Origin of the sequence: Chryseolinea sp. T2 (genome assembly GCF_037203685.1) — a bacterium.
Lineage (GTDB): Bacteria > Bacteroidota > Bacteroidia > Cytophagales > Cyclobacteriaceae > Chryseolinea.
In genome coordinates this window covers 65,716-84,778 of the sequence record NZ_JBBCAU010000009.1, presented here as the reverse complement: position 1 = coordinate 84,778, position 19,063 = coordinate 65,716, and the positions used below count along the sequence as shown (strand labels likewise).

Annotated in this window: 15 protein-coding genes; 9 read left to right on the top strand and 6 right to left on the bottom strand. The window is 48.0% G+C overall.

The features are described 5' to 3' along the window. Positions 1-106: 106 nt before the first annotated feature. The 4 genes from uxaC to WBG78_RS25235 form a co-directional block, all read right to left on the bottom strand. Positions 107-1,519, bottom strand: a complete 1,413-nt coding sequence (uxaC, locus tag WBG78_RS25250) for a glucuronate isomerase (RefSeq protein WP_337329295.1) — start codon at positions 1,517-1,519, stop codon at positions 107-109. A gap of 20 nt (positions 1,520-1,539) precedes the next feature. After that, positions 1,540-2,736, bottom strand: coding sequence for a mannonate dehydratase (gene uxuA / locus WBG78_RS25245; protein ID WP_337329294.1), 1,197 nt, complete (start codon positions 2,734-2,736; stop codon positions 1,540-1,542). 96 nt (positions 2,737-2,832) lie between these two features. Continuing rightward, positions 2,833-3,648: an SDR family oxidoreductase gene (locus WBG78_RS25240; protein ID WP_337329293.1), complete on the bottom strand. Its 816-nt coding sequence runs from the start codon at positions 3,646-3,648 to the stop codon at positions 2,833-2,835. A gap of 72 nt (positions 3,649-3,720) precedes the next feature. After that, on the bottom strand, positions 3,721-5,070 hold the full coding sequence (locus WBG78_RS25235) for a 3-keto-disaccharide hydrolase (RefSeq protein ID WP_337329292.1): 1,350 nt from the start codon (positions 5,068-5,070) through the stop codon (positions 3,721-3,723). A gap of 93 nt (positions 5,071-5,163) precedes the next feature. Between WBG78_RS25235 and WBG78_RS25230 the strand changes: the two genes are divergently transcribed. Beyond that, a complete protein-coding gene (locus tag WBG78_RS25230) occupies positions 5,164-5,724 on the top strand; it encodes an NUDIX hydrolase (protein WP_337329291.1) in 561 nt (186 codons plus the stop codon). On the opposite strand, the gene WBG78_RS25225 is transcribed toward WBG78_RS25230, so the two are convergent. Further along, positions 5,716-5,880: a hypothetical protein gene (locus tag WBG78_RS25225; protein ID WP_337329290.1), complete on the bottom strand. Its 165-nt coding sequence runs from the start codon at positions 5,878-5,880 to the stop codon at positions 5,716-5,718. The two genes, WBG78_RS25230 and WBG78_RS25225, sit on opposite strands and share 9 nt — an antisense overlap. 87 nt (positions 5,881-5,967) lie before the next feature. Here WBG78_RS25225 and WBG78_RS25220 point away from each other — a divergent pair, with 87 nt between their 5' ends. The 4 genes from WBG78_RS25220 to WBG78_RS25205 all read left to right on the top strand — a co-directional run bounded on the left by WBG78_RS25220 (position 5,968) and on the right by WBG78_RS25205 (position 11,966). Beyond that, complete coding sequence (locus WBG78_RS25220; protein ID WP_337329289.1) at positions 5,968-6,915, top strand: L-threonylcarbamoyladenylate synthase; 948 nt, start codon at positions 5,968-5,970, stop codon at positions 6,913-6,915. 151 nt (positions 6,916-7,066) lie between these two features. Beyond that, positions 7,067-9,493: a glycoside hydrolase family 9 protein gene (locus tag WBG78_RS25215; protein WP_337329288.1), complete on the top strand. Its 2,427-nt coding sequence runs from the start codon at positions 7,067-7,069 to the stop codon at positions 9,491-9,493. 110 nt (positions 9,494-9,603) lie between these two features. Next, positions 9,604-10,698, top strand: coding sequence for a 6-phosphofructokinase (locus tag WBG78_RS25210; protein ID WP_337329287.1), 1,095 nt, complete (start codon positions 9,604-9,606; stop codon positions 10,696-10,698). Between the two features lie 83 nt (positions 10,699-10,781). Beyond that, complete coding sequence (locus WBG78_RS25205) at positions 10,782-11,966, top strand: phosphoglycerate kinase (protein ID WP_337329286.1); 1,185 nt, start codon at positions 10,782-10,784, stop codon at positions 11,964-11,966. Positions 11,967-12,116: 150 nt separating this feature from the next. On the opposite strand, the gene WBG78_RS25200 is transcribed toward WBG78_RS25205, so the two are convergent. After that, a complete protein-coding gene (locus WBG78_RS25200; protein ID WP_337329285.1) occupies positions 12,117-12,371 on the bottom strand; it encodes a hypothetical protein in 255 nt (84 codons plus the stop codon). Positions 12,372-12,547: 176 nt separating this feature from the next. Between WBG78_RS25200 and WBG78_RS25195 the strand changes: the two genes are divergently transcribed. The 4 genes from WBG78_RS25195 (at position 12,548) to WBG78_RS25180 (ending at position 19,063) form a co-directional block, all read left to right on the top strand. Beyond that, positions 12,548-14,122: a flavin monoamine oxidase family protein gene (locus WBG78_RS25195; protein WP_337329284.1), complete on the top strand. Its 1,575-nt coding sequence runs from the start codon at positions 12,548-12,550 to the stop codon at positions 14,120-14,122. A 30-nt stretch (positions 14,123-14,152) separates the two neighbouring features. Continuing rightward, positions 14,153-15,307, top strand: coding sequence for a pyridoxal phosphate-dependent aminotransferase (locus WBG78_RS25190; RefSeq protein WP_337329283.1), 1,155 nt, complete (start codon positions 14,153-14,155; stop codon positions 15,305-15,307). Positions 15,308-15,375: 68 nt separating this feature from the next. After that, positions 15,376-16,386: a Hint domain-containing protein gene (locus tag WBG78_RS25185; RefSeq protein ID WP_337329282.1), complete on the top strand. Its 1,011-nt coding sequence runs from the start codon at positions 15,376-15,378 to the stop codon at positions 16,384-16,386. Positions 16,387-16,927: 541 nt separating this feature from the next. Next, on the top strand, positions 16,928-19,063 hold the full coding sequence (locus tag WBG78_RS25180) for a cache domain-containing protein (RefSeq protein ID WP_337329281.1): 2,136 nt from the start codon (positions 16,928-16,930) through the stop codon (positions 19,061-19,063).

Here is a 19,063-nt window from a genome sequence, read left to right as displayed (position 1 = left end):
AACGTAATTGTTCTCCCTTACTGAGATATTAACTCACAAAACAAAAGCCCCCGCCAAGGGGGCTCCAAAATTATCAATTGTCAATTATCAATTATCAATTTTCCCCCTATCTAAACTCAAAGTATTCCCTCGCATTTTGATAACAGATGCGCTCAATAATCTTCGGGATATTATCGCTGTCCGGAAGCTCGCCGTTTTCGACGTCGGTGCCAAAGAGGTTGCAAAGGATACGCCTGAAGTATTCGTGACGCGGAAAAGAAAGGAAGCTTCTTGAGTCGGTCACCATGCCGACGAAACGCGAAATGAGGCCCATATTAGAAAGTGCGTTCATCTGTTTTTCCATTCCATCCTTCTGGTCGAGGAACCACCAGCCGGAACCGAACTGCATTTTACCAGGAACAGAACCATCATTGAAGTTACCCGTCATAGTGGCAAACAATTCGTTGTCGGCGGGATTGAGATTATAAATTATTGTTCTCGCCAACTGGTTCGTGCTATCCAGGTTATCAAAGAACTTCGCCATGAACAACCCCTGCGGATATTCGCCTATGGAATCGAAGCCTGTATCTGGTCCAAGCTCGCGCATCATCCGTGAGCTGTTATTCCTTTGGGCACCGAGGTGGAATTGCTGTACCCATCCACGGCTGTGATACATCTTGCAAAGATTAGTAAGCACTGCGCTTTTGAACATGATCGTCTCAACGGCGTCAAGAGAATCGCCGGCCAGCAATCTTATGAATAATGCCGGCGCATTCTTTTCTCCATCCGGATGAAAGAACAATGATTCCAGGCCGTGGTCTGACGCGCGGCAACCTAATGATTCAAAGAAGTCTATCCTCTTTCTAAGTGCCGACAACAGATCATCGAAGTTGTTGATGGTTACACCGGCAGCGGCAGACAGTTTCTGAAGATACTCCCGATAGACGATTGGATCGTGGGCAGCAAACGATTTGTCGGGGCGAAACGTTGGGAACATTTTGAAACCTGCATTTTGCGCAGCAAATGTTTTATGGTATTCCAGTGTATCTGTTGGATCGTCGGTAGTGCATAGCACCTCAACCTTCTGCATCTTCAGTAACGACCGCACTGAATGACTGTCCTGATTGAGCTGATTGGAACAGTGTTCATATATTCTTTGCGCGGAACTTTTGTCGAGCAGTTCATTAACACCGAAATAGTTCCTTAGCTCAAGGTGCGTCCAGTGATACAATGGATTTCGCATTGTGAACGGAACGGTCTCAGCCCACTTCATGAACTTTTCCTCCGGCGTTGCATCTCCCGTACAATAGCGTTCAGGTACACCATTGGAGCGCATGGCTCTCCATTTGTAATGGTCGCCCTCGAGCCAGGCCTCGGTAATATTTTTGAATTTTCGATCCTCCGCAATATCCTTTGGTGAAAGGTGATTGTGATAATCGATGATGGGCATGCGAGCCGCATGTTCATGGTAGAATCGAACTGCCTGATTAGAGCGCAGCAGGAAGTTGTCACCGATGAAGAAGGCCTTTTCCGTTTTCATAACTTTTTCCCGGGTGTAATTTATCTGGAAAGCATTGTTCTTATACCAAGTTCAAGCCCCCGAAGTTCCGCTAATCCGCGAAGTCTTCCTATAGCCGAATAACCTGGGTTGGTTTTCTTATTCAGATCATCCAGCATCACGTGTCCGTGATCAGGACGAAAAGGTATTAGCTTATTTCTCTTTTGCTGCAGCACTACCAATGCTTTCATGACTTTGTACATGTCTGAATCTCCTTCAAGGTGGTTGGCCTCATAAAAGCTTCCGTCCGGCTCGCGGGTCGTGTTACGCAGGTGGACAAAGTGAATGCGATCGCCGAGACGTTCTACCATTCCGGGAAGGTCATTATCCGGACGGACCCCGTATGAACCTGTGCAAAAGCAAATTCCATTAGCCGGTACGTTGCACGCGGCCAGCAGCTGCCTGGCGTCGCTCTCAGTGCTTACAACCCTGGGCAAACCAAACAATGGAAACGGAGGATCGTCGGGGTGAATAGACAAATTCACACCTACTTCCTGAGCAACAGGCGCGATCTCCGAAATGAATTCACAAAGATGTCGCCTGAGAGCGGCATCATCAACCTCATTATAAGCGTCGAGTGCCTGCTGAAATAACTTCAGATCATAGCCCTCTTCTGAGCCCGGCAAACCAGCGAGAATGTTGCTTTGAAGTTGCTTCTTTCCGTCATCGGTCATTGCTTTAAAGCGCGCCTCAGCCTTTGCAACACTCTCTACGGTGTAGCTGGATGCTGCTCCTGGTCTCTTCAAAATAAATACGTCGAATGCCGCAAGGTCGATGGCATCGAACCGCAATGCCAGTGAAGAATCAGGCATTACACTCCGCAGGTTGGTGCGCGTCCAATCGAGTACCGGCATGAAGTTATAGCAGACTGTCCGGATGTTACAGGCAGCCAGATTGCGAATGCTCAGCTTGTAATTGTCGATATACTTTTTGTATCCGGAGGCATGACATTTTATCGACCAGTGTACGGGAATACTTTCAACTACAGACCAAACCAGCCCTGCATATTCGATCACTGATTTTCTGGCCAGTATATCGTGTATAGACCATACCTCTCCGTTTGGGACCTGATGCAGCGAAGTTACGATGCCTGTGGCGCCGGCTTGTCGGATATCGCGAAGACTTACAGGATCGCCCGGACCAAACCATCTCCAGGTTTGTTCAAGCCCTCTCAAGTTTGTCGTTCCCGATTGTTGCATTCCTAGTATGTTAGCTCCTGGTATGTTGAAAACTTTCTATAAGATTCTGATGACAATTCCAGCCTGATGCTAAAACGACGTTCCAGATCTCACTTATCAGACTCCGAAGAATGCGCTGAAGCCACCATCCACCGGAATCGTAACACCGGTTACAAACGTTGAAGCATCAGCACAAAGCCAGACAAGAGTTCCAATAAGTTCATCGGCTACACCGAATCGTGCGAACGGTGTTTGTCTGATGGCCTGCTCTCCACGAGCCGTATACGAGCCATCGGTGTTAGTTAGCAATGCACGGTTTTGTTCGGTGATAAAGAAGCCGGGGGCAATGGCATTGACGCGAATACCCTCACCGTATTTTCTTGCCATCTCGACAGCAAGCCACTTGGTAAAATTATCGACTGCAGCCTTTGCCGCTGAATAACCCACGACACGAGTGATGGGTTTGATAGAAGCCATGGAAGCAATATTGATGATTACACCCTTACCACGACTTGCCATGTCCTGTGTCAATATTTTGGTTGGCAACACAGTGCCTTTAAGGTTCAGATCAACGACACGATCGAATTCGTCGATGTTAAGATCGAAGAACTTCTGGTCCGGAGTGATGATCGCTCCGGGCATGTTCCCACCCGCTGCGTTGATCAGTATGTCGATTTTACCAAAGGCGTCCAGAATTTCCTTGCGCGCTTTTGTAAGCTGTTCTGCATCCAGAACATCGGCGGAAACAAAACGTGCTTTCCCTCCTATTGCTTCAATACTCTTGACGACTGTCTCACCCGCGGCCTGCTTCCGGCCTATTACAACGATGTTTGCTCCGACGCGGGCGAGCCCGAGTGCCATGGCACTTCCAAGAACGCCCGTACCTCCGGTTATTACGGCCGTTCGTCCGCTCAAGTCAAAAAGATTTGTCATACCGATTTATACTGGTTGATAAGTTGACGCAATAATTTGAAATGTGCCAGCCGTCGATGGTTCGCTGATGAGCTATTCCAGCGATTTGATCTTGATACTCCTGAATGCGACTTCGTCGCCGTGATCCTGAAGAAGGATGTGTCCCTTCTTTGCCATGCCGAAGTTCTCCCACTTTGCATACTTGCTTCGTGCAACGAGGGCACTATACGTCGGCGATCCGCGCTGATATTCTACAACCTTGTATCCATTGAGCCAGTGCTCCACGCGATTGTCAGGATAGACGATTATCCGGCCTGAGTTCCATTCTCCAATGGCATGCTGTCCCCGCTTGATCTTCAAGGAGGGTATAAGATCATAAAGTGAACCCAGTGTCCTGTTTCCCACAACGCCCATCTTTGCATCCGGATGTTTCTCATCATCCAGTACCTGATATTCAAGACCTATAGCCGAACCCTTATTTTCCTCCGATTCCGTCACAAAGTATTTGAGGCCACTGTTTGCACCTTCTGTGAGCCTAAACTCAAACTGCAGATCGAAAGCACCATATTCGGCCTCGGTAACAATGTCGCCTCCGTTTTCTGATTCGGCGCCCTGAGATTTTTGAACGACCAGTGTGCCATCCTTAATGTTCCATCCCTTCGAGGGGAACTGGTCTTTATAAGCACCCCGCCAGCCCCTGGTGGTCTGTCCATCCCACAACAAGCTCCAGTTGTTCTTTTTCTCCTGGTCCGACAAAGAGTTTGGCTGCAGATTTACCACGAAGATATCATCCGGTGGAGATGCCTTGATTCCCTCTGTCAGGATCCGGATATTTCTCCAGCGAATGGTCTGGCCAGCAGCTTCCGGTTTGTCGATCGCATGCACCTGAAGGGCGATAAATCCCTTGGGGGTGAGGCCATCTACAAGATTGGCTGTGGGGATTCCATTGATCCAAACGCGCATAACAGGTCCGATGCATTCTATTCGCGCTTTGTTCCAGTCGCCTTGTTTGTATGCTGTCTTGGCACCCGCGTTGTATTCAAGCGTATATAACCAGTCGCGACGAGCTTCGTCGTAGATTCCACCGGTCCACGCACGGGCGCTGGGATCTATTTCCATCTGATATCCATGCACCCGTCCGTCGCGATAATCCGATTTGCTTTCACTTCGGAACTGGATACCCGAATTCATGGCAGCATCCAGTTTAAATTCGAGCTCCAGAATGAAGTCGCCATAGTCCTTATCGGTAACCATAAACGAATTCGGCTCTTTGAATACGGTGGTGCCAACAATTTCACCCTTTACCACTTCGTATTTGGCCTTACCATTGAGTTGGTGCCATCCGGAAAGGTCCTTGCCATTGAAAAGGTTCACCCATTTTTGCGCAAAGGCTGAAGGATGAGAGATCAAAGAAATGAAAAGGAAAAAGGCAACGGCGCGCATGAGTGTTTGTTTTTTGTTGGTCAATTTATGTTGTTGACCGAATAACACAAAATGGTATTATTGCGGAAGTTCAATTAACGTGTTTTTCAGAGCGTGAACAGACAAACAATGGCGGATCGCAATCAACTGATACAGGAACTTAAGTCATATTCCGGCTTCGATCACGCTGAGCAACAGTTTGTTGATCGCTTTGTAAGTTTGCTCAGGCACCGCGACGCGTTTCAGAGGACACACCTTCCCGGCCATATCACTGGCTCGGCCTGGATAAGCAACGAGGCGGGAACTGAGGTCCTGCTCACCCATCATGCAAAGCTTGACAAGTGGCTTCAGCCCGGGGGCCATGCCGATGGAGATGAGAATGTGATCCGTGTGGCCTCCAGGGAGGCGGAAGAAGAGACGGGACTTGCGGAAATTGTCCTGGCAGTTGATCGCATTTTCGATCTCGACATCCACGTCATTCCTCAGCGCGGGGATATGCCTGAGCACTATCACTATGACATCCGGTACCTCTTTCGTGCGAGCAAGCAGCTCCCGTTAATTGTGACAGCAGAGTCACATGCCCTCAGCTGGGTAAAGCTGGAAGACCTTGAGCGCGTCACCAATGGAAATACATCGATGATGCGCATGGCGCAAAAGATGGTGAGGCTACTTTGAGGTGATTAGTATCATACCGAAGGCAACGGCAATGGTCCAGAATCGATAGCCTGGTGTAACGGCCGGGATAATCACCCAATGCAATTGCATGACCACGCACAGTAATACGAGCACGATTGCTACGGCACGGATGATAGAGCGCACCTTGTTATTCATAGGCTATTTTTCAAAACAGCGCACAATCTAGCGATTTTCTTAGCGGATGAAAATGGCGATATCACCAATTGCCTATACCTTCGCGCCGTGGCTGAAACAGGCAACGATATAAAAAAAGCTGCCTCACTGCTTAGGGCGGGTGAGTTGGTAGCCATTCCAACTGAAACGGTTTATGGACTGGCGGCGAATGCTCTCAATAGCGACGCCGTTGCTAAGATATTTGAGGCCAAGAACCGGCCGCATTTCGATCCGCTTATCATCCACGTACCGTCGTTTGATGCCGTGTCTCTCTATGCATCGGAGGTTCCAAATGAGGCAAAGCAACTTGCTGAAAAATTCTGGCCCGGCCCTCTTACGCTGGTGCTACCGAAGAGAGACATTGTGCCGGATCTCACCAGTGCAGGCCTTGACACCATAGGTATTCGTTGTCCTGATCATGCGCTCACACGCAGCCTGCTGCAGACTTTGGATTTCCCTCTGGCAGCTCCGAGCGCGAATCCCTTTGGTTATGTTAGTCCAACGACTGCCCAGCATGTAGACCAGCAGTTGGGAGATCGCATCGCTTATATATTGGATGGCGGCTCGTGCGAGATAGGAATTGAATCCACCATTGTTGGTTTCGAGGAAAGCCATCCAGTGATCTATCGTTTTGGAGGTTTGCCGCTGGAGTCAATTATTGATGTGGTTGGCCCCCTGAAGACCCGGGCACATTCGACCTCCAATCCAAGAGCACCGGGGCAACTCAAGAGTCACTACGCTCCAGGTAAACGTGTGATTCTTGGTGACATCTCAATATTGCTAAAGGAAGTAAGCAACAAGGTTGCTGTTATTAGTTTTAAGACTGACTATAAGATTCCAAATCAGATAGTGTTGTCGCCGAAAGGTTCACTTCACGAGGCGGCGCGGAATCTGTTTTCTGCGCTACGCAAAGTCGACGAACTTCCGGTTGATATAGTGTTTGCCGAGCTCGTTCCCAACGAGGGCATTGGTCGCGCCATAAACGATCGTCTTACACGAGCCGCCTCTGCTCATTAGAACGAAGTTGATCCACTCCGGACGTGAATATCCGAGACATCGTACCAACTGCAGATGCAAACGTAATATCAGGACTGCCAATGCTACGCACGTAATACTTGTTGTGGGAGTCCATTTAACTGCGTAATTGCCGGCCTGAAATAAAGCATATATGTTTACGCACTCCTCTCTGAAAAATTGGCTAAGTGGCCGAATCATCCGCACATTAGTAATACTCGCTGCCCTCGTGTACTATTCAGCGAGCACACACGCACAGGACCTGTTACAAAAGCAGTTAAAGGAAAGCGCACAACTTGCGCATATCATGAAAGAGGACTCCACTCTTGGTGGTATGAGTCGCTGGCTAAACAAACCCGTAACAAAAACGCGCGAACTTCCGCTGGCTTCCGACTTCAATTCCCTAAAGCTCACTGGTCCGGGAAAGCTTTCTGTCGACATGAAGCGCACTCATTCGGGCAGGGGCAGTGTGGTAATTGAAACGCCTACATCTCTGGGGACGAAGAATCCAACGAACCGGAGCTATGCGAGCGCTGAAGTGATCAGGCCGGTTAAAGGCGAAAATCTAAATGAGTACAATCGGTTCTCAGTATGGGTATATGCAGATGCTCCTGGATTTTACAACGTATTTGTGGGTTGTACTTTATACAATCAGGGCAAACATATCATGCCTGTGCCCGGCAGATTTGAGGGGCAACATTTCGTGACCGTATATCCTAACCGTTGGCAGCAAATCATTTGGGAGATGCCTGATCTGTATCGCGACTCCGTCACCGGTTTCTCCGTGAACATCATGCTTACAGGTTCACCCAAGGGGGCATCTCAGCGAATGAAACTTTATGTAGACGATATGCGCATAGAGACTGTAGAGGCAGAGAATACGCGTGGCTTTAATCTGCGGAAGGATGCCATCGCATACAGTCACAGCGGTTATCGGACAGAAGCCAGCAAGCAGGCGCTCGTTCAGAACGTAAAGTCCAATGACTTCGAACTGTTCAACGCATCGACAAAAAAATCTGTATTCAAGGGTAAAGGAACAACGCTTGATAACGGCTTTGTTCAAGTCGACTTCAGCAATCTCAAGACACCAGGTTATTATACATTAAGCATCGATGGCAGAAAGACAAAACCCTTTGCTGTTGGTAATGATGCATTTCTTGCCACTGCCTGGCACACACTGAACTTCTTCTATTCTGAGCGATGCGGATACGACCAGCCCGGTATACATCAGGAGTGTCACAAAGATGTTACCCTTGTACATCCTGACGGACGACGAGTAAACATCAGTGGAGGTTGGCACGATGCCGCCGACCTAACGCAAGGGCTGGGCAACACTGCGCGTGGCGGACTTGCCATGCTCGAATTGGCGGATGTGGTTGCCAGTTCCCAACCCCAGTTTCGCGATCGCCTTCTGGCAGAAGCACGATGGGGACTTAACTGGGTTTTGGAAACCAGATTTGGCGATGGTTATCGCACCGGAGGATTGATCATTGGCATCTGGTCAGACAACATCACAGGTACCAAAGACGACATGGAAGGTAAGGCGACCAACAGGCCATCCGATAACTTCTTTTCAGCGGCGTACTGCGCTGCGGGTGCACCCCATTTTGCCAAGACTGACCCGGTATTTTCGTATTGGTGCAGGAACGCCGCTATCGAGGATTTCAGATTTGCCAGTGAAATGCTAGGCACTACAGTAACCGAGAGAAATGAAGCTGAGTCATACGCTCTTGCTACAGTTTCTGCTATGCATCTTTACCGGCTTACGCGCGACAAACAATACCTCGACTATGCGGCAGGGTATGCACGCGTCGTAATGGATTGTCAGCAAACAGAAAAGAGAACTGACTGGTCTATTCCCTTGCGCGGGTTCTTTTACGAATCGCGCAGTCATAAGAGAATACTCGAATACTTCCATCAAAGCAATGAGCATCTTCTCATCCAGGGATTAACGATGTTACTGAGAGAAGCTCCTGGTCATGCCGATGCATCCAAATGGAAAAACTCATGCGAGGCATATGCTGATTACCTCACTGCACTAAGTTCAGAGATTAAACCTTACGGCATTATTCCGGCTGCCGTATATGAACTGAACAACGCGGAGTTCGCCGGCATCTATCATGAAGGCGACCGCGTTGGAATGCCTTCAATGGAAGAATACAATGCTCAGGTGAAAAACGGTATAAAGCTCGCTGATAAATTTTATCTGCGCCGTTTCCCTGTTGCCTATCAATTCAGAGGATTTCACGCGATTCATCTCTCTAAAGCGAAAGCAGCATTTCTCCTGGCTGATGAGCTAAAGCGACCACAGCTAAGACAACTGGCGACACGCCAATTAGAGTACATTGTTGGCTTCAATCCATTTGCTATGAGCACCATTTATGGTGATGGCTATGATTATCCACCCTTGTACGGAGCCTATGCCGGAGATGTTGTTGGTGCGGTACCCGTTGGCATCGAGACCTATGAGAACGATGATGAGCCATACATGCCCATGCAGGTGAACGCCACATACAAGGAGATATGGACGCATACCACAGCTGCTGTGATGAGTGTGGTTGCCTCTCTCATGAATGAGTAATAGCGTTTACCGGACTGCAGTAGGATCAAACATTTGTTGAACTTATTATATCTTTGAAAGTAGTGCGATAAATAAGTATCACAAGCGCTTAATCAGATAACCCGGAAGATATGCCAAAGAAACTACTCATTTTAACTGGCGGTGGCGATTGCCCCGGCCTCAATGCTGTAATAAGAGGCGTTGCCAAGCGTGCGCGCGTCGAAAAGGATTGGGTGGTATACGGAAGCGTGGAAGCATTCAATGGTGTACTTAAGGAGCCGCAGAACATCGTGGAAATTACCAACAGCGTAGCCGCAGGCATACACGTGAGAGGTGGCACCATACTCAAGACTACCAACAAAGACAATCCTATCAAGTTTCCTGTTCGCCAGGAAGATGGAACAACACGTTTTGAAGACCGTTCGGACGAACTCGTAAGAAGATTGAAGGAGCTGGAGTTCGACGCCGTGATCAATATTGGTGGCGATGGTTCTCAAAGGATATCAAAAGTATTGTACGAGAAAGGAGTAAACATCATAGGAGTACCCAAAACGATTGACAATGATTTATGCGCGACGGATATGACGTTTGGTTTTCAAACCGCCGTGCAGATTGCAACGGACAGTTTCGACAAACTCGTTACCACTGCTGAGAGTCATCATCGCGTAATGATCATGGAGGTTATGGGCCGCGATGCCGGGTGGATTGCACTTCATACCGCTATAGCAGGGGGAGCAGAGATCTGTCTTATTCCCGAAATACCTTATGACATCAACATCGTGACGAAGCGTATAGCAGAACGTTATAATCAGGGTAAAGGATTTGCAAACATTGTTATTGCCGAAGGCGCACATGCGTTAGCCTCAAGCCTTACGTCTGCTGCCGGCGACAAAGGTTCGGAACATGTGAGACTGGGTGGTGTCGCTTACGAATTATCGAGACAACTGAAAGCTGCGGGGTGCCCTGCCGATATTCGTGAAACGGTTCTCGGGCACGTACAACGGGGAGGAAGCCCTATCGCTTTTGACCGCGTACTCGCCACTTTGTTCGGGGTAAAAGCGTTCGAGATGGCTGCTAAAAATGAATTTGGCCGAATGGTCGCATTCAAAAATAATGAAGTAACATCAGTAACGCTGGATGAAGCTACTCAGGAGTACAACGGCGTAAATAAGGACTCGTATCTCGTGAAGGCTGCGAAGGGATTAAACATCTGCTTCGGCGACTGATGCACCGCGAAAAAACAGCTTTCGCCAGGGGAATCGTCGCTTAGTTTCCTAACTTTCACCGATCAAATAACGAAACCCAAACAATGAAGACAATTGACGACATCAAGTTCAGCGGCAAACGCGCCCTCATCAGGGTCGACTTTAACGTGCCTCTGGACAAAAGCTTTAAAGTGACGGACGACAATCGTATCCGCGCAACGATACCGACACTGAAGAAGATTCTGGCCGACGGCGGAAGCTGCGTGCTGATGTCGCATCTTGGCCGTCCCAAAGAAGGACCAGAAGAAAAATATTCCCTTAAGCATACGATTGGCAAAACGGAAGAACTCCTTGGTGTGAAAGTGAAGTTTGCCAGTGATTGCATTGGGGAAGAAAGCTATAAACTGAGTGCTGCTTTGAAACCGGGCGAAGTTCTCCTCCTTGAGAATCTTCGTTTTTACAAGCAGGAAGAGAAAGGTGACGTTGGTTTTGCTGAAAAGCTTTCCAAGCATGGCGATGTCTATGTTAACGACGCCTTCGGAACAGCTCACCGCGCGCATGCGTCTACCACCATCGTTGCACAGTTCTTCAAAGAAAAATGTGCCGGATATGTAATGGCAGCCGAACTGAAGAATGCCGACAATGTGATGAAGCGCGCTGCAAAGCCTTTCACGGCTATCATGGGCGGAGCCAAGATCAGTGATAAGATCCTCATCATCGAGAACCTACTCGACAAAGTCGACAACCTCATCATTGGTGGTGGCATGGCCTATACTTTTTTCAAAGCACTTGGAGGTAACGTTGGTAAGTCACTCGTTGAAGAAGACAAACTGGACCTGGCGAAAGAATTGATTCAGAAAGCCAAGGCGAAGGGTGTGGAGTTTCTCCTTCCTCTTGACTCTGTAATAGCAGACAAGTTTGCTGCAGACGCAAATTCGGAAGTAGCTAACAACCATGCCATCAAAGACGGGTGGATGGGACTTGATATTGGTCCGCAGGCGATAGCGGTGTTCAGCAAAACTGTAGAGTCATCAAAGACCATTCTGTGGAATGGACCTATGGGTGTATTCGAAATGGACAAGTTTGCTGCAGGCACGCGCGCCATAGCCCAGGCGGTAGTGAAGGCGACCGAGAACGGCGGCTTCTCACTTATCGGCGGTGGTGACTCTGCTGCGGCTGTGGCCCAGTTGGGATTCAGCGACAAGGTTAGTTATGTATCAACAGGCGGCGGTGCGCTGCTTGAATACTTTGAAGGGAAAGAACTACCCGGGGTAAAGGCGCTGGAGTAGGCATCAAATTGCGTATAAGTTTTGAAGAGGCTGCTGAGATGGCAGCCTCTTTTTTTATGCTGTAACGGTTAGGCATAAGGCGTCAAGCGCAGGAGGTTAACCGCAAAATGTAAAACTCTGAATGGAAAATGTAAAAGTTTAGGGCGGAGATCAGCTCTCGTCTGAGTTCTCGGGGCAGGCACCGTCCTTGTAGTCATCAATTCCATGGCAGGAAGCATCACAGGCGTTGCCATAGGTCTTCATGTTGCAACCACAAACTGGTTTATACTCCATTGTGCACATGCAATCCTCCACTTCATGTTCCGTGCATGCCTCCTCCTCCGAGTCTTTGCTACAGGTTGCAGCCATCAGGCTAAGACAGGACATCAACACGATGGTTCGAAAGTATCCGGTAATCATCTTCATAGGGGTAAGTTAATACCTTTTAACCTTAAGCTCAATAAACGCGTTTAACCTCAGATCTGGTACACGCTGTTTTACAAACGTTACCGTAAATTTACTTCACGGTTACGACCGTTTTATCTTTTCATCCTTCGACAAAGCAACTATATTAAAGTGTTTACTAACCTAAACCTCTACTCTTGGACTCTATAACGAGGCGAAGCTTTCTTCAAAAGTCAGCAATCGCTTATCCGGCGATGCTCTCATTGGGTATGATTCCTGCGGCGCCGGCCCATGCCTTCGAACTCACGCGAGCAGCTAAGTCTAAACATGTCGTCATTATCGGAGCCGGTCTTTCCGGTCTTGCTTCTGCATATGAACTAGCGAAGCTTGGATACACTTACACATTGCTGGAAGCACGTGACCGGGTGGGCGGACGATGCTGGAGTGTTCGTAAAAACTCAACCAATACCGAACTTAAGAATCCCCAACAAACGGCGACGTTTGATGATGGCCTCTACTTCAACGCAGGTCCTTCACGTATCCCCCATCACCACGAGCTCACCCTGCACTATTGTCGTGAACTCAATGTTCCGCTCGAGGTGTACAACAATATTAACGAGAGCACCTATTTCTACGCGGAAGGAAATGGTCCGCTTTCCAATCGAAAGATCCGGGCCCGTGAAATTCACAACGATGTGCGTGGATATACCACTGAATTGCTGGCGAAGGCCATTGATCAGAGTAAGCTGGATACGGGGATGAGCAAGGAGGACACCGAAAAGGTTGTGGAGTTCCTTCGTGCTGAAGGAGGACTGGACATTGACAAGCTATATAAGGTATCTGCCCGTCGCGGATATGTTGAAGCACCTGGTGCTGGCGACCGTCCCGGCAAAGTAGGCGATGCTCATTCCTTTCAGGACATCATCCATTCCGCTTTACTGGACCCCGACTTTTACCACGTCCCTGAATACACCTACGAGTTGCAGATGACCATGTTGCAAGCGAAAGGTGGTATGGACAACATTGCAAAGGCCATTGATCAAAAGCTCACGACAAAGCCCATCTTTGGTGCGGAAGTTTCTTCAATAAAGAATACCGCAACAGGTGTAGAAGTAGTCTACAAAACAAAGGCCGGAACCAAATCGGTTACGGGTGACTACTGCATTTGTACGACTCCGCTGCCCGTATTGAGCAACATCGATCATAATTTTTCGTCTAACGTCAGTAGGGCTATAGACTTTGCAACATACATCGCAACGGGAAAGATAGGTCTCCAGTTCAAGCGGCGGTTTTGGGAAGAGGATGAAAACATTTACGGCGGCATAACGCATACCAACAATGAGATTACGCAGATCTTTTATCCCTCGAACGACTATTTGTCCCGCAAGGGCGTGCTGATCGGTTACTACAATTTTAACGATAAGGCTATGCGTACCGGTGCACTGAGTATAAAAGACCGTGAGAAGCTTGCACTCGAAAAAGGTGCATTGATTCATTCGCAGTATGCCAAAGAGTTTGAAAGTTCCTTTTCCGTAAGCTGGCATCTTACGCCTTACAGTCTGGGAGGATGGGCCGTATACACGAGTGAGACGCGCAACAGTGTATACAAGGCATTCGACAAGCCTGACGAAAATGTTTATTTCGCCGGGGAGCATACCACCTACCTGAACGCCTGGATGGCAGGCGCATTTGAATCTGCGCGTAAAGCTGTAACTTCGGTGCACGCCCGCGCAACAGGTGCAAACCTGGAGTACCCGACTCAAAAAAAATAATCAACCCTATCACTTAATATGAACCACCACATGAACAGACGCCATTGGATCAGAACCAGCGCAATGCTGGCCGGCGGAGCATCGCTTATTCCTGGCGTATTTAATCGCGCGACTGCCGGGATCAGTGCAAGCCCTTCTTTTTCCTCGACTATCCGCGAGGAAGTACTTCTTCGCGAGTTCCCGAATCCAAAGACAAGATTGTTTGCGAACGAGAATCCTTTTGGCCCGTCAGAAAAGGCAAAAAAGGCAATCGTCGAAGCACTTGGAAAGTCCTACCAGTATCCATTTACTGCACTGTTCGAACTGCAGGGAAAGATAGCAACACATGAAGGTGTAAAACCTGAACAGGTGATGCTCGGAGCAGGTTCTTCTCCCCTTTTACATGGAACGGCGCTCTACTTCGCAAAGCAGGGTGGTAATATTATCACCGGTGATCCGACGTACGAAGATCTTCCTGAAAAAGCGACTGCGCTAAAGACCATTGACTGGGTGAAGGTACCGCTAACCAGTGAGCACAAGCTTGACCTCGATGAAATGGAAAAGCGCATCAACGATAAGACTGTGATGGTGTATGTATGCAATCCCAACAATCCGACAGGAACGCAGGTCGACACCGCAAAGCTCAAGGCTTTTTGTGAACGTGTTTCCAAAAAGGTCCTTGTGTTCATAGATGAAGCCTATATCGACTATACCGCGGATCCCAAAGGCATGACTTTGGTTGATTGCGTTAAGAAGGGTCAGAATGTTGTCGTGGCAAGAACATTTTCAAAGTTATATGGATTTGCCGGCCTTCGCGTAGGTTATGTTATAGGCCAGGAATCTTTTATGAAGTCAATTGAGCCTTTCACAGCCGGGTTCGCATGTATTTCCGCAACATCCGGTGCGGCTGCGCTCGCTGCCTACCAGGAGACTGACTTCCTGGCGGATGCGCTTAAGAAGACCCTTGCATCAAAGGAATATTTGTACAGCGTTCTCAAGAAGGAAGGCTACAGCTACATACCCTCCACCACTAACTTCGTAATGTTCCCGGTAAACATGGATGCCGAGAGATTTACAGAAGAGATGATGAAGCGCAGTGTAGGTGTGCGTCCGTGGAAATTTGCCGGCAAAGAATGGTGTCGCGTAAGCATAGGCACCATGGAAGAAATGGAAAGCTTTGCGCAGGCCTTTAAACAAATCTCCTAGGCACGAGCATGCTTTATTGGAGTGCATTGATTTGCAGTGTGTCATCATTCATTCATTAACCTTAAACAATGATTAGCTCTTTGAGAAAATACTTTGCGTTGCCATTAGTCGCCCTTTTCTTTTCGATTGCAGTCTGCGCACAGGATGTACCCAATCCACGCCCACTGAAAATGGAAGAGTATGAAAAGGCAAAAACGTTCACGATTAAGAACCTTGACGAGGACACTTACGCAAAGTTTGAGAACACGTATATCCTCGATCGATATGAATTGCGAAAGCCCTACTTCATCACCGGTGACGATGGGCTGAAGAAACGCATTGACCTCTACAACTTCATTGCAAAAGATGGAATGCAGCAACTTGGCATTCTCATCTTCTATACAAATGAAAAGAACACGCTCTACAAAGCGCTGCTTCCAAACTTTACCGCCGATGCCAAGGTGTGGGAGAAGTACTTTGAGGACATCCATGCGATTGACAAAATTGAAAAGAACTTTGTCCTCAAGCTGAGTTATGTTCTTTCGAAGGAGATGGGATACCAGGTTTACAAGAGTCTCAACCAGGGTAAGGACCTGGCGAAAGAATCAGCGACGTACGGTAATGACATCTGCTTCCCCGGCGATCAGGAAGTCACGCTCAGTGATGGCAGTACGAAGCTTTTGTCGATGTTGAATTCAGGTGACAAGATTATGACTGCGGATCCCTCGAACAATCACATTTTCACGGTTACTGTTGACAAGGTTATCGAACACGAAGCAAAGAACTATGCATTAACAAAACTCACGCTAATTCGTGCCACTGAAATTTCCGCAGCATACGGCGTGAACGTTCGATTGTCAGCACGCACATTAAAGGCGACGCCCAATCATCCAATGAGAACAGATGCTGGTGACAAGGCGATGGGTCTCATTAACACAGATGAACAGGTACTTTGTTTTGATCAGCAAAGTGGCCGGTATGAATACTTCACCGTTGTAGATAAGATTGAAGTGGTAGAGGGAGTACAAAAAGTCTACAGTGTAGAAGGAAAAGAATCGAGTCCTGTCATGATGAACGGAGTGATGGTGCTGCAGAAATAGAGTAAGCACGAATCATCATCAGATAAAGTTTACGGACCGGGTCACGACTGTTGACCCGGTTTTTGTTTTATAGCGAGAACAGTTACACCACCAGTGCGAATTCTATACGGTAGCATTGACAAATGTCAGTGTTTAAAAAATGCTGATCAGTCCCGAATCGATTGCAATTCGCTCATCTTTCCAAAATCTTACATACGGTAGACGCATCAGGCAAATAGCGAGTTCCGGCCGCTGCATTACAAAATATGGTGAATGCACAAACGATTTCTGCTTCGTTTTGCGATTAGTCTACCGCTATCTTCGCAAGCTACTTTCCAAAGGCTGGTTGGTAAGATAATATAGTGTTCTGCCTCTACACACTTATTATAGTATAGCGCATTGAGGGCATTGTAGCCTCATGTTGGGTCCATTCAGCGCAACAAATCAGTCGGACCCGTTTACTTACTGCCACCCGTCGAGAATATCGCCTTAGCACTTTAAACGGTTCTCACTTTGCCAGGCTACCAGTCTATCTTAGATCTGTTGGAGCCCCGTGCAGACTATGAAAAAGAAACTCAATCTCAATCTCAAGCAACAGATCACCCTCATGATCACCCTGGCACTGATCGTGCCGCCAGCCCTTGTAGGTTTTGTATCAATTTATCGCATTCAGACGAAGGCGAGAGCTGATATCGAACAATTTCGTACAGACGAGCTAAATAAACTGAAGCTCTATCTGAAACACATCACAGACATCGCTTATGGTATTGTGGAAGTAAGTCATCAAACGGTAAGGGACTCAGCGTCGCTGACCACTGATGCCATGAAAGTAACCCTTGACGAACTATCCAGAGTGAGGTTCGACAAAGGCGAAGGTTACTTCTGGGTAACAGACAACAAACTTCCCTACCCCACCATGCTGATGCACGCCGAAAAGCCGGAGCTCAACGGTTCCGTACTGGATGATGCGAAGTATAATGTAGAACGGCACAACAGCAGAAATATTTATCAGGTGCGGGTAGAGCTGGCCAATGCAAACGGCGAAGCCTATGTAGAATATGTGATGCGCAAACCCGGCACGCAGGAAGTATTTAATAAGATATCGTATTCGAGATTATACAAGCCACTTGGCTGGGTTATATCCACCGGTTTTTATACGGATCAGATCGAGGCTGCTATCCTTGCAAAAGAGGATGCATTGAAGGCGCACGTCACGAGCATTATAATATTTTTCATTACGCTGGCCCTTCTCGTTCTCACCGCAGGCCTGATTGCCGCATTCTATTTCAGCAAGCAGCTGTCGGATGCACTTGTTAACATCAAAGACAAGCTTAAGCAACTTGCGCTTGGACAGCAGGTGGAACAGATGCAAACGAAAAGGACAGATGAAGTTGGTGACATGGCCACCTCTTTAAATCAACTTGTTGATGGATTAAAAACTTATACTTCGTTTGCGCGCGAGATCGGAAAGGGAGACCTGGACCAGAAGTTCGAGCCCCTAAGCAAGGATGATGTTCTTGGTACCGAGTTGATCGTCATGAGAGACAGTCTGAGAAAGGCTGAACGCGAGAAAAGCCTTCGTGACTGGGCAAATGAAGGACTTGCCAAGATGGGCGATGTTCTTAGAAGAAATAACAACGACACAAAAGTCCTTACTGACGAAGTACTAAAGGAGCTTGTCAAATATCTTAAAGTGAACCAGGGTGCATTGTTCATCGTCTCTGATGGCAACGCGCAGGAACTCGAACTTTTCGCAGCATACGCCTACAACAAGAGGAAATATATCAAACGAAAGATCAGCTTTGGTGAAGGGCTCGCAGGCCAGTGCGTGATGGAACGTCAAACTATCCACCTCCGCGAAGTTCCTGAAGACTACGTGCAGATCACCTCTGGTCTCGGTCATTCATTGCCACGCACGATAATCCTTGTGCCTCTGCTCACAGACCAGGCCGTGTTTGGGGTTCTCGAACTTGCATCTTTCAAGACGTTTGATACTCACGAGATAGCATTCATTGAAAAGGTCGCTGAAAGCATTGCCAGCACTATTGCTACCGTGCAGACCAATGAACACACAAAGACATTGCTTCAGCAAAGTCAGCAGATGCAGGAAGAGATGAAGTCGCAGGAAGAAGAGATGCGTCAGAACATGGAAGAACTGTCGGCGACTCAGGAGCAGATGGCGCGACAGATGACGGAGTCAAGAGAACTTCATGAGGAGATATCGGTTCGCGAGCGTGTCTTTGGGCTAACAACAATCTTGTCTGAAGCCGATCCTTTCGGGACCATAAAACTCGTAAATGACAAGTTATGTGAAGTATCCAAGTATAGCCGTGAAGAGCTGCTTGGAAAACCTCACAGCATCTTCCGTCATCCGGATATGCCGAAAGAACTTTTTAAGTTCTTCTGGGACACTATCAAGGCAGGTCGTGTCTTCAAAGGCATCATAAAGAACAGGGCAAAAGACGGCACACACTACTGGGTTGACGCAACCATTATGCCGGTACAGGATGCAAACGGTAACATCACTAAATACATTGGTGCCCGTTACCATATTACCAACGAAGGCATGGCGATCGATCTATACAATCGACAGGCCGCGAAAATGAACTGGCCACTGCTCAATTCCAGGGACGTCCCTTCCGGTCACATGAACGGACATAAGGTCAATATCAACGGGCACGAACCTCAAACTGCTTAG

Coding starts and splice junctions, on each gene's coding strand:
- WBG78_RS25235 (WP_337329292.1), bottom strand. CDS start 5,070: ATGCGCGCCGTTGCCTTTTTCCTTTTCATTTCTTTGATCTCTCATCCT.
- WBG78_RS25180 (WP_337329281.1), top strand. CDS start 16,928: ATGAAAAAGAAACTCAATCTCAATCTCAAGCAACAGATCACCCTCATG.
- WBG78_RS25200 (WP_337329285.1), bottom strand. CDS start 12,371: ATGAAGATGATTACCGGATACTTTCGAACCATCGTGTTGATGTCCTGT.
- WBG78_RS25185 (WP_337329282.1), top strand. CDS start 15,376: ATGATTAGCTCTTTGAGAAAATACTTTGCGTTGCCATTAGTCGCCCTT.
- WBG78_RS25225 (WP_337329290.1), bottom strand. CDS start 5,880: ATGAATAACAAGGTGCGCTCTATCATCCGTGCCGTAGCAATCGTGCTC.
- WBG78_RS25210 (WP_337329287.1), top strand. CDS start 9,604: ATGCCAAAGAAACTACTCATTTTAACTGGCGGTGGCGATTGCCCCGGC.
- WBG78_RS25240 (WP_337329293.1), bottom strand. CDS start 3,648: ATGACAAATCTTTTTGACTTGAGCGGACGAACGGCCGTAATAACCGGA.
- uxuA (WP_337329294.1), bottom strand. CDS start 2,736: ATGCAACAATCGGGAACGACAAACTTGAGAGGGCTTGAACAAACCTGG.
- WBG78_RS25190 (WP_337329283.1), top strand. CDS start 14,153: ATGAACAGACGCCATTGGATCAGAACCAGCGCAATGCTGGCCGGCGGA.
- uxaC (WP_337329295.1), bottom strand. CDS start 1,519: ATGAAAACGGAAAAGGCCTTCTTCATCGGTGACAACTTCCTGCTGCGC.
- WBG78_RS25215 (WP_337329288.1), top strand. CDS start 7,067: ATGTTTACGCACTCCTCTCTGAAAAATTGGCTAAGTGGCCGAATCATC.
- WBG78_RS25205 (WP_337329286.1), top strand. CDS start 10,782: ATGAAGACAATTGACGACATCAAGTTCAGCGGCAAACGCGCCCTCATC.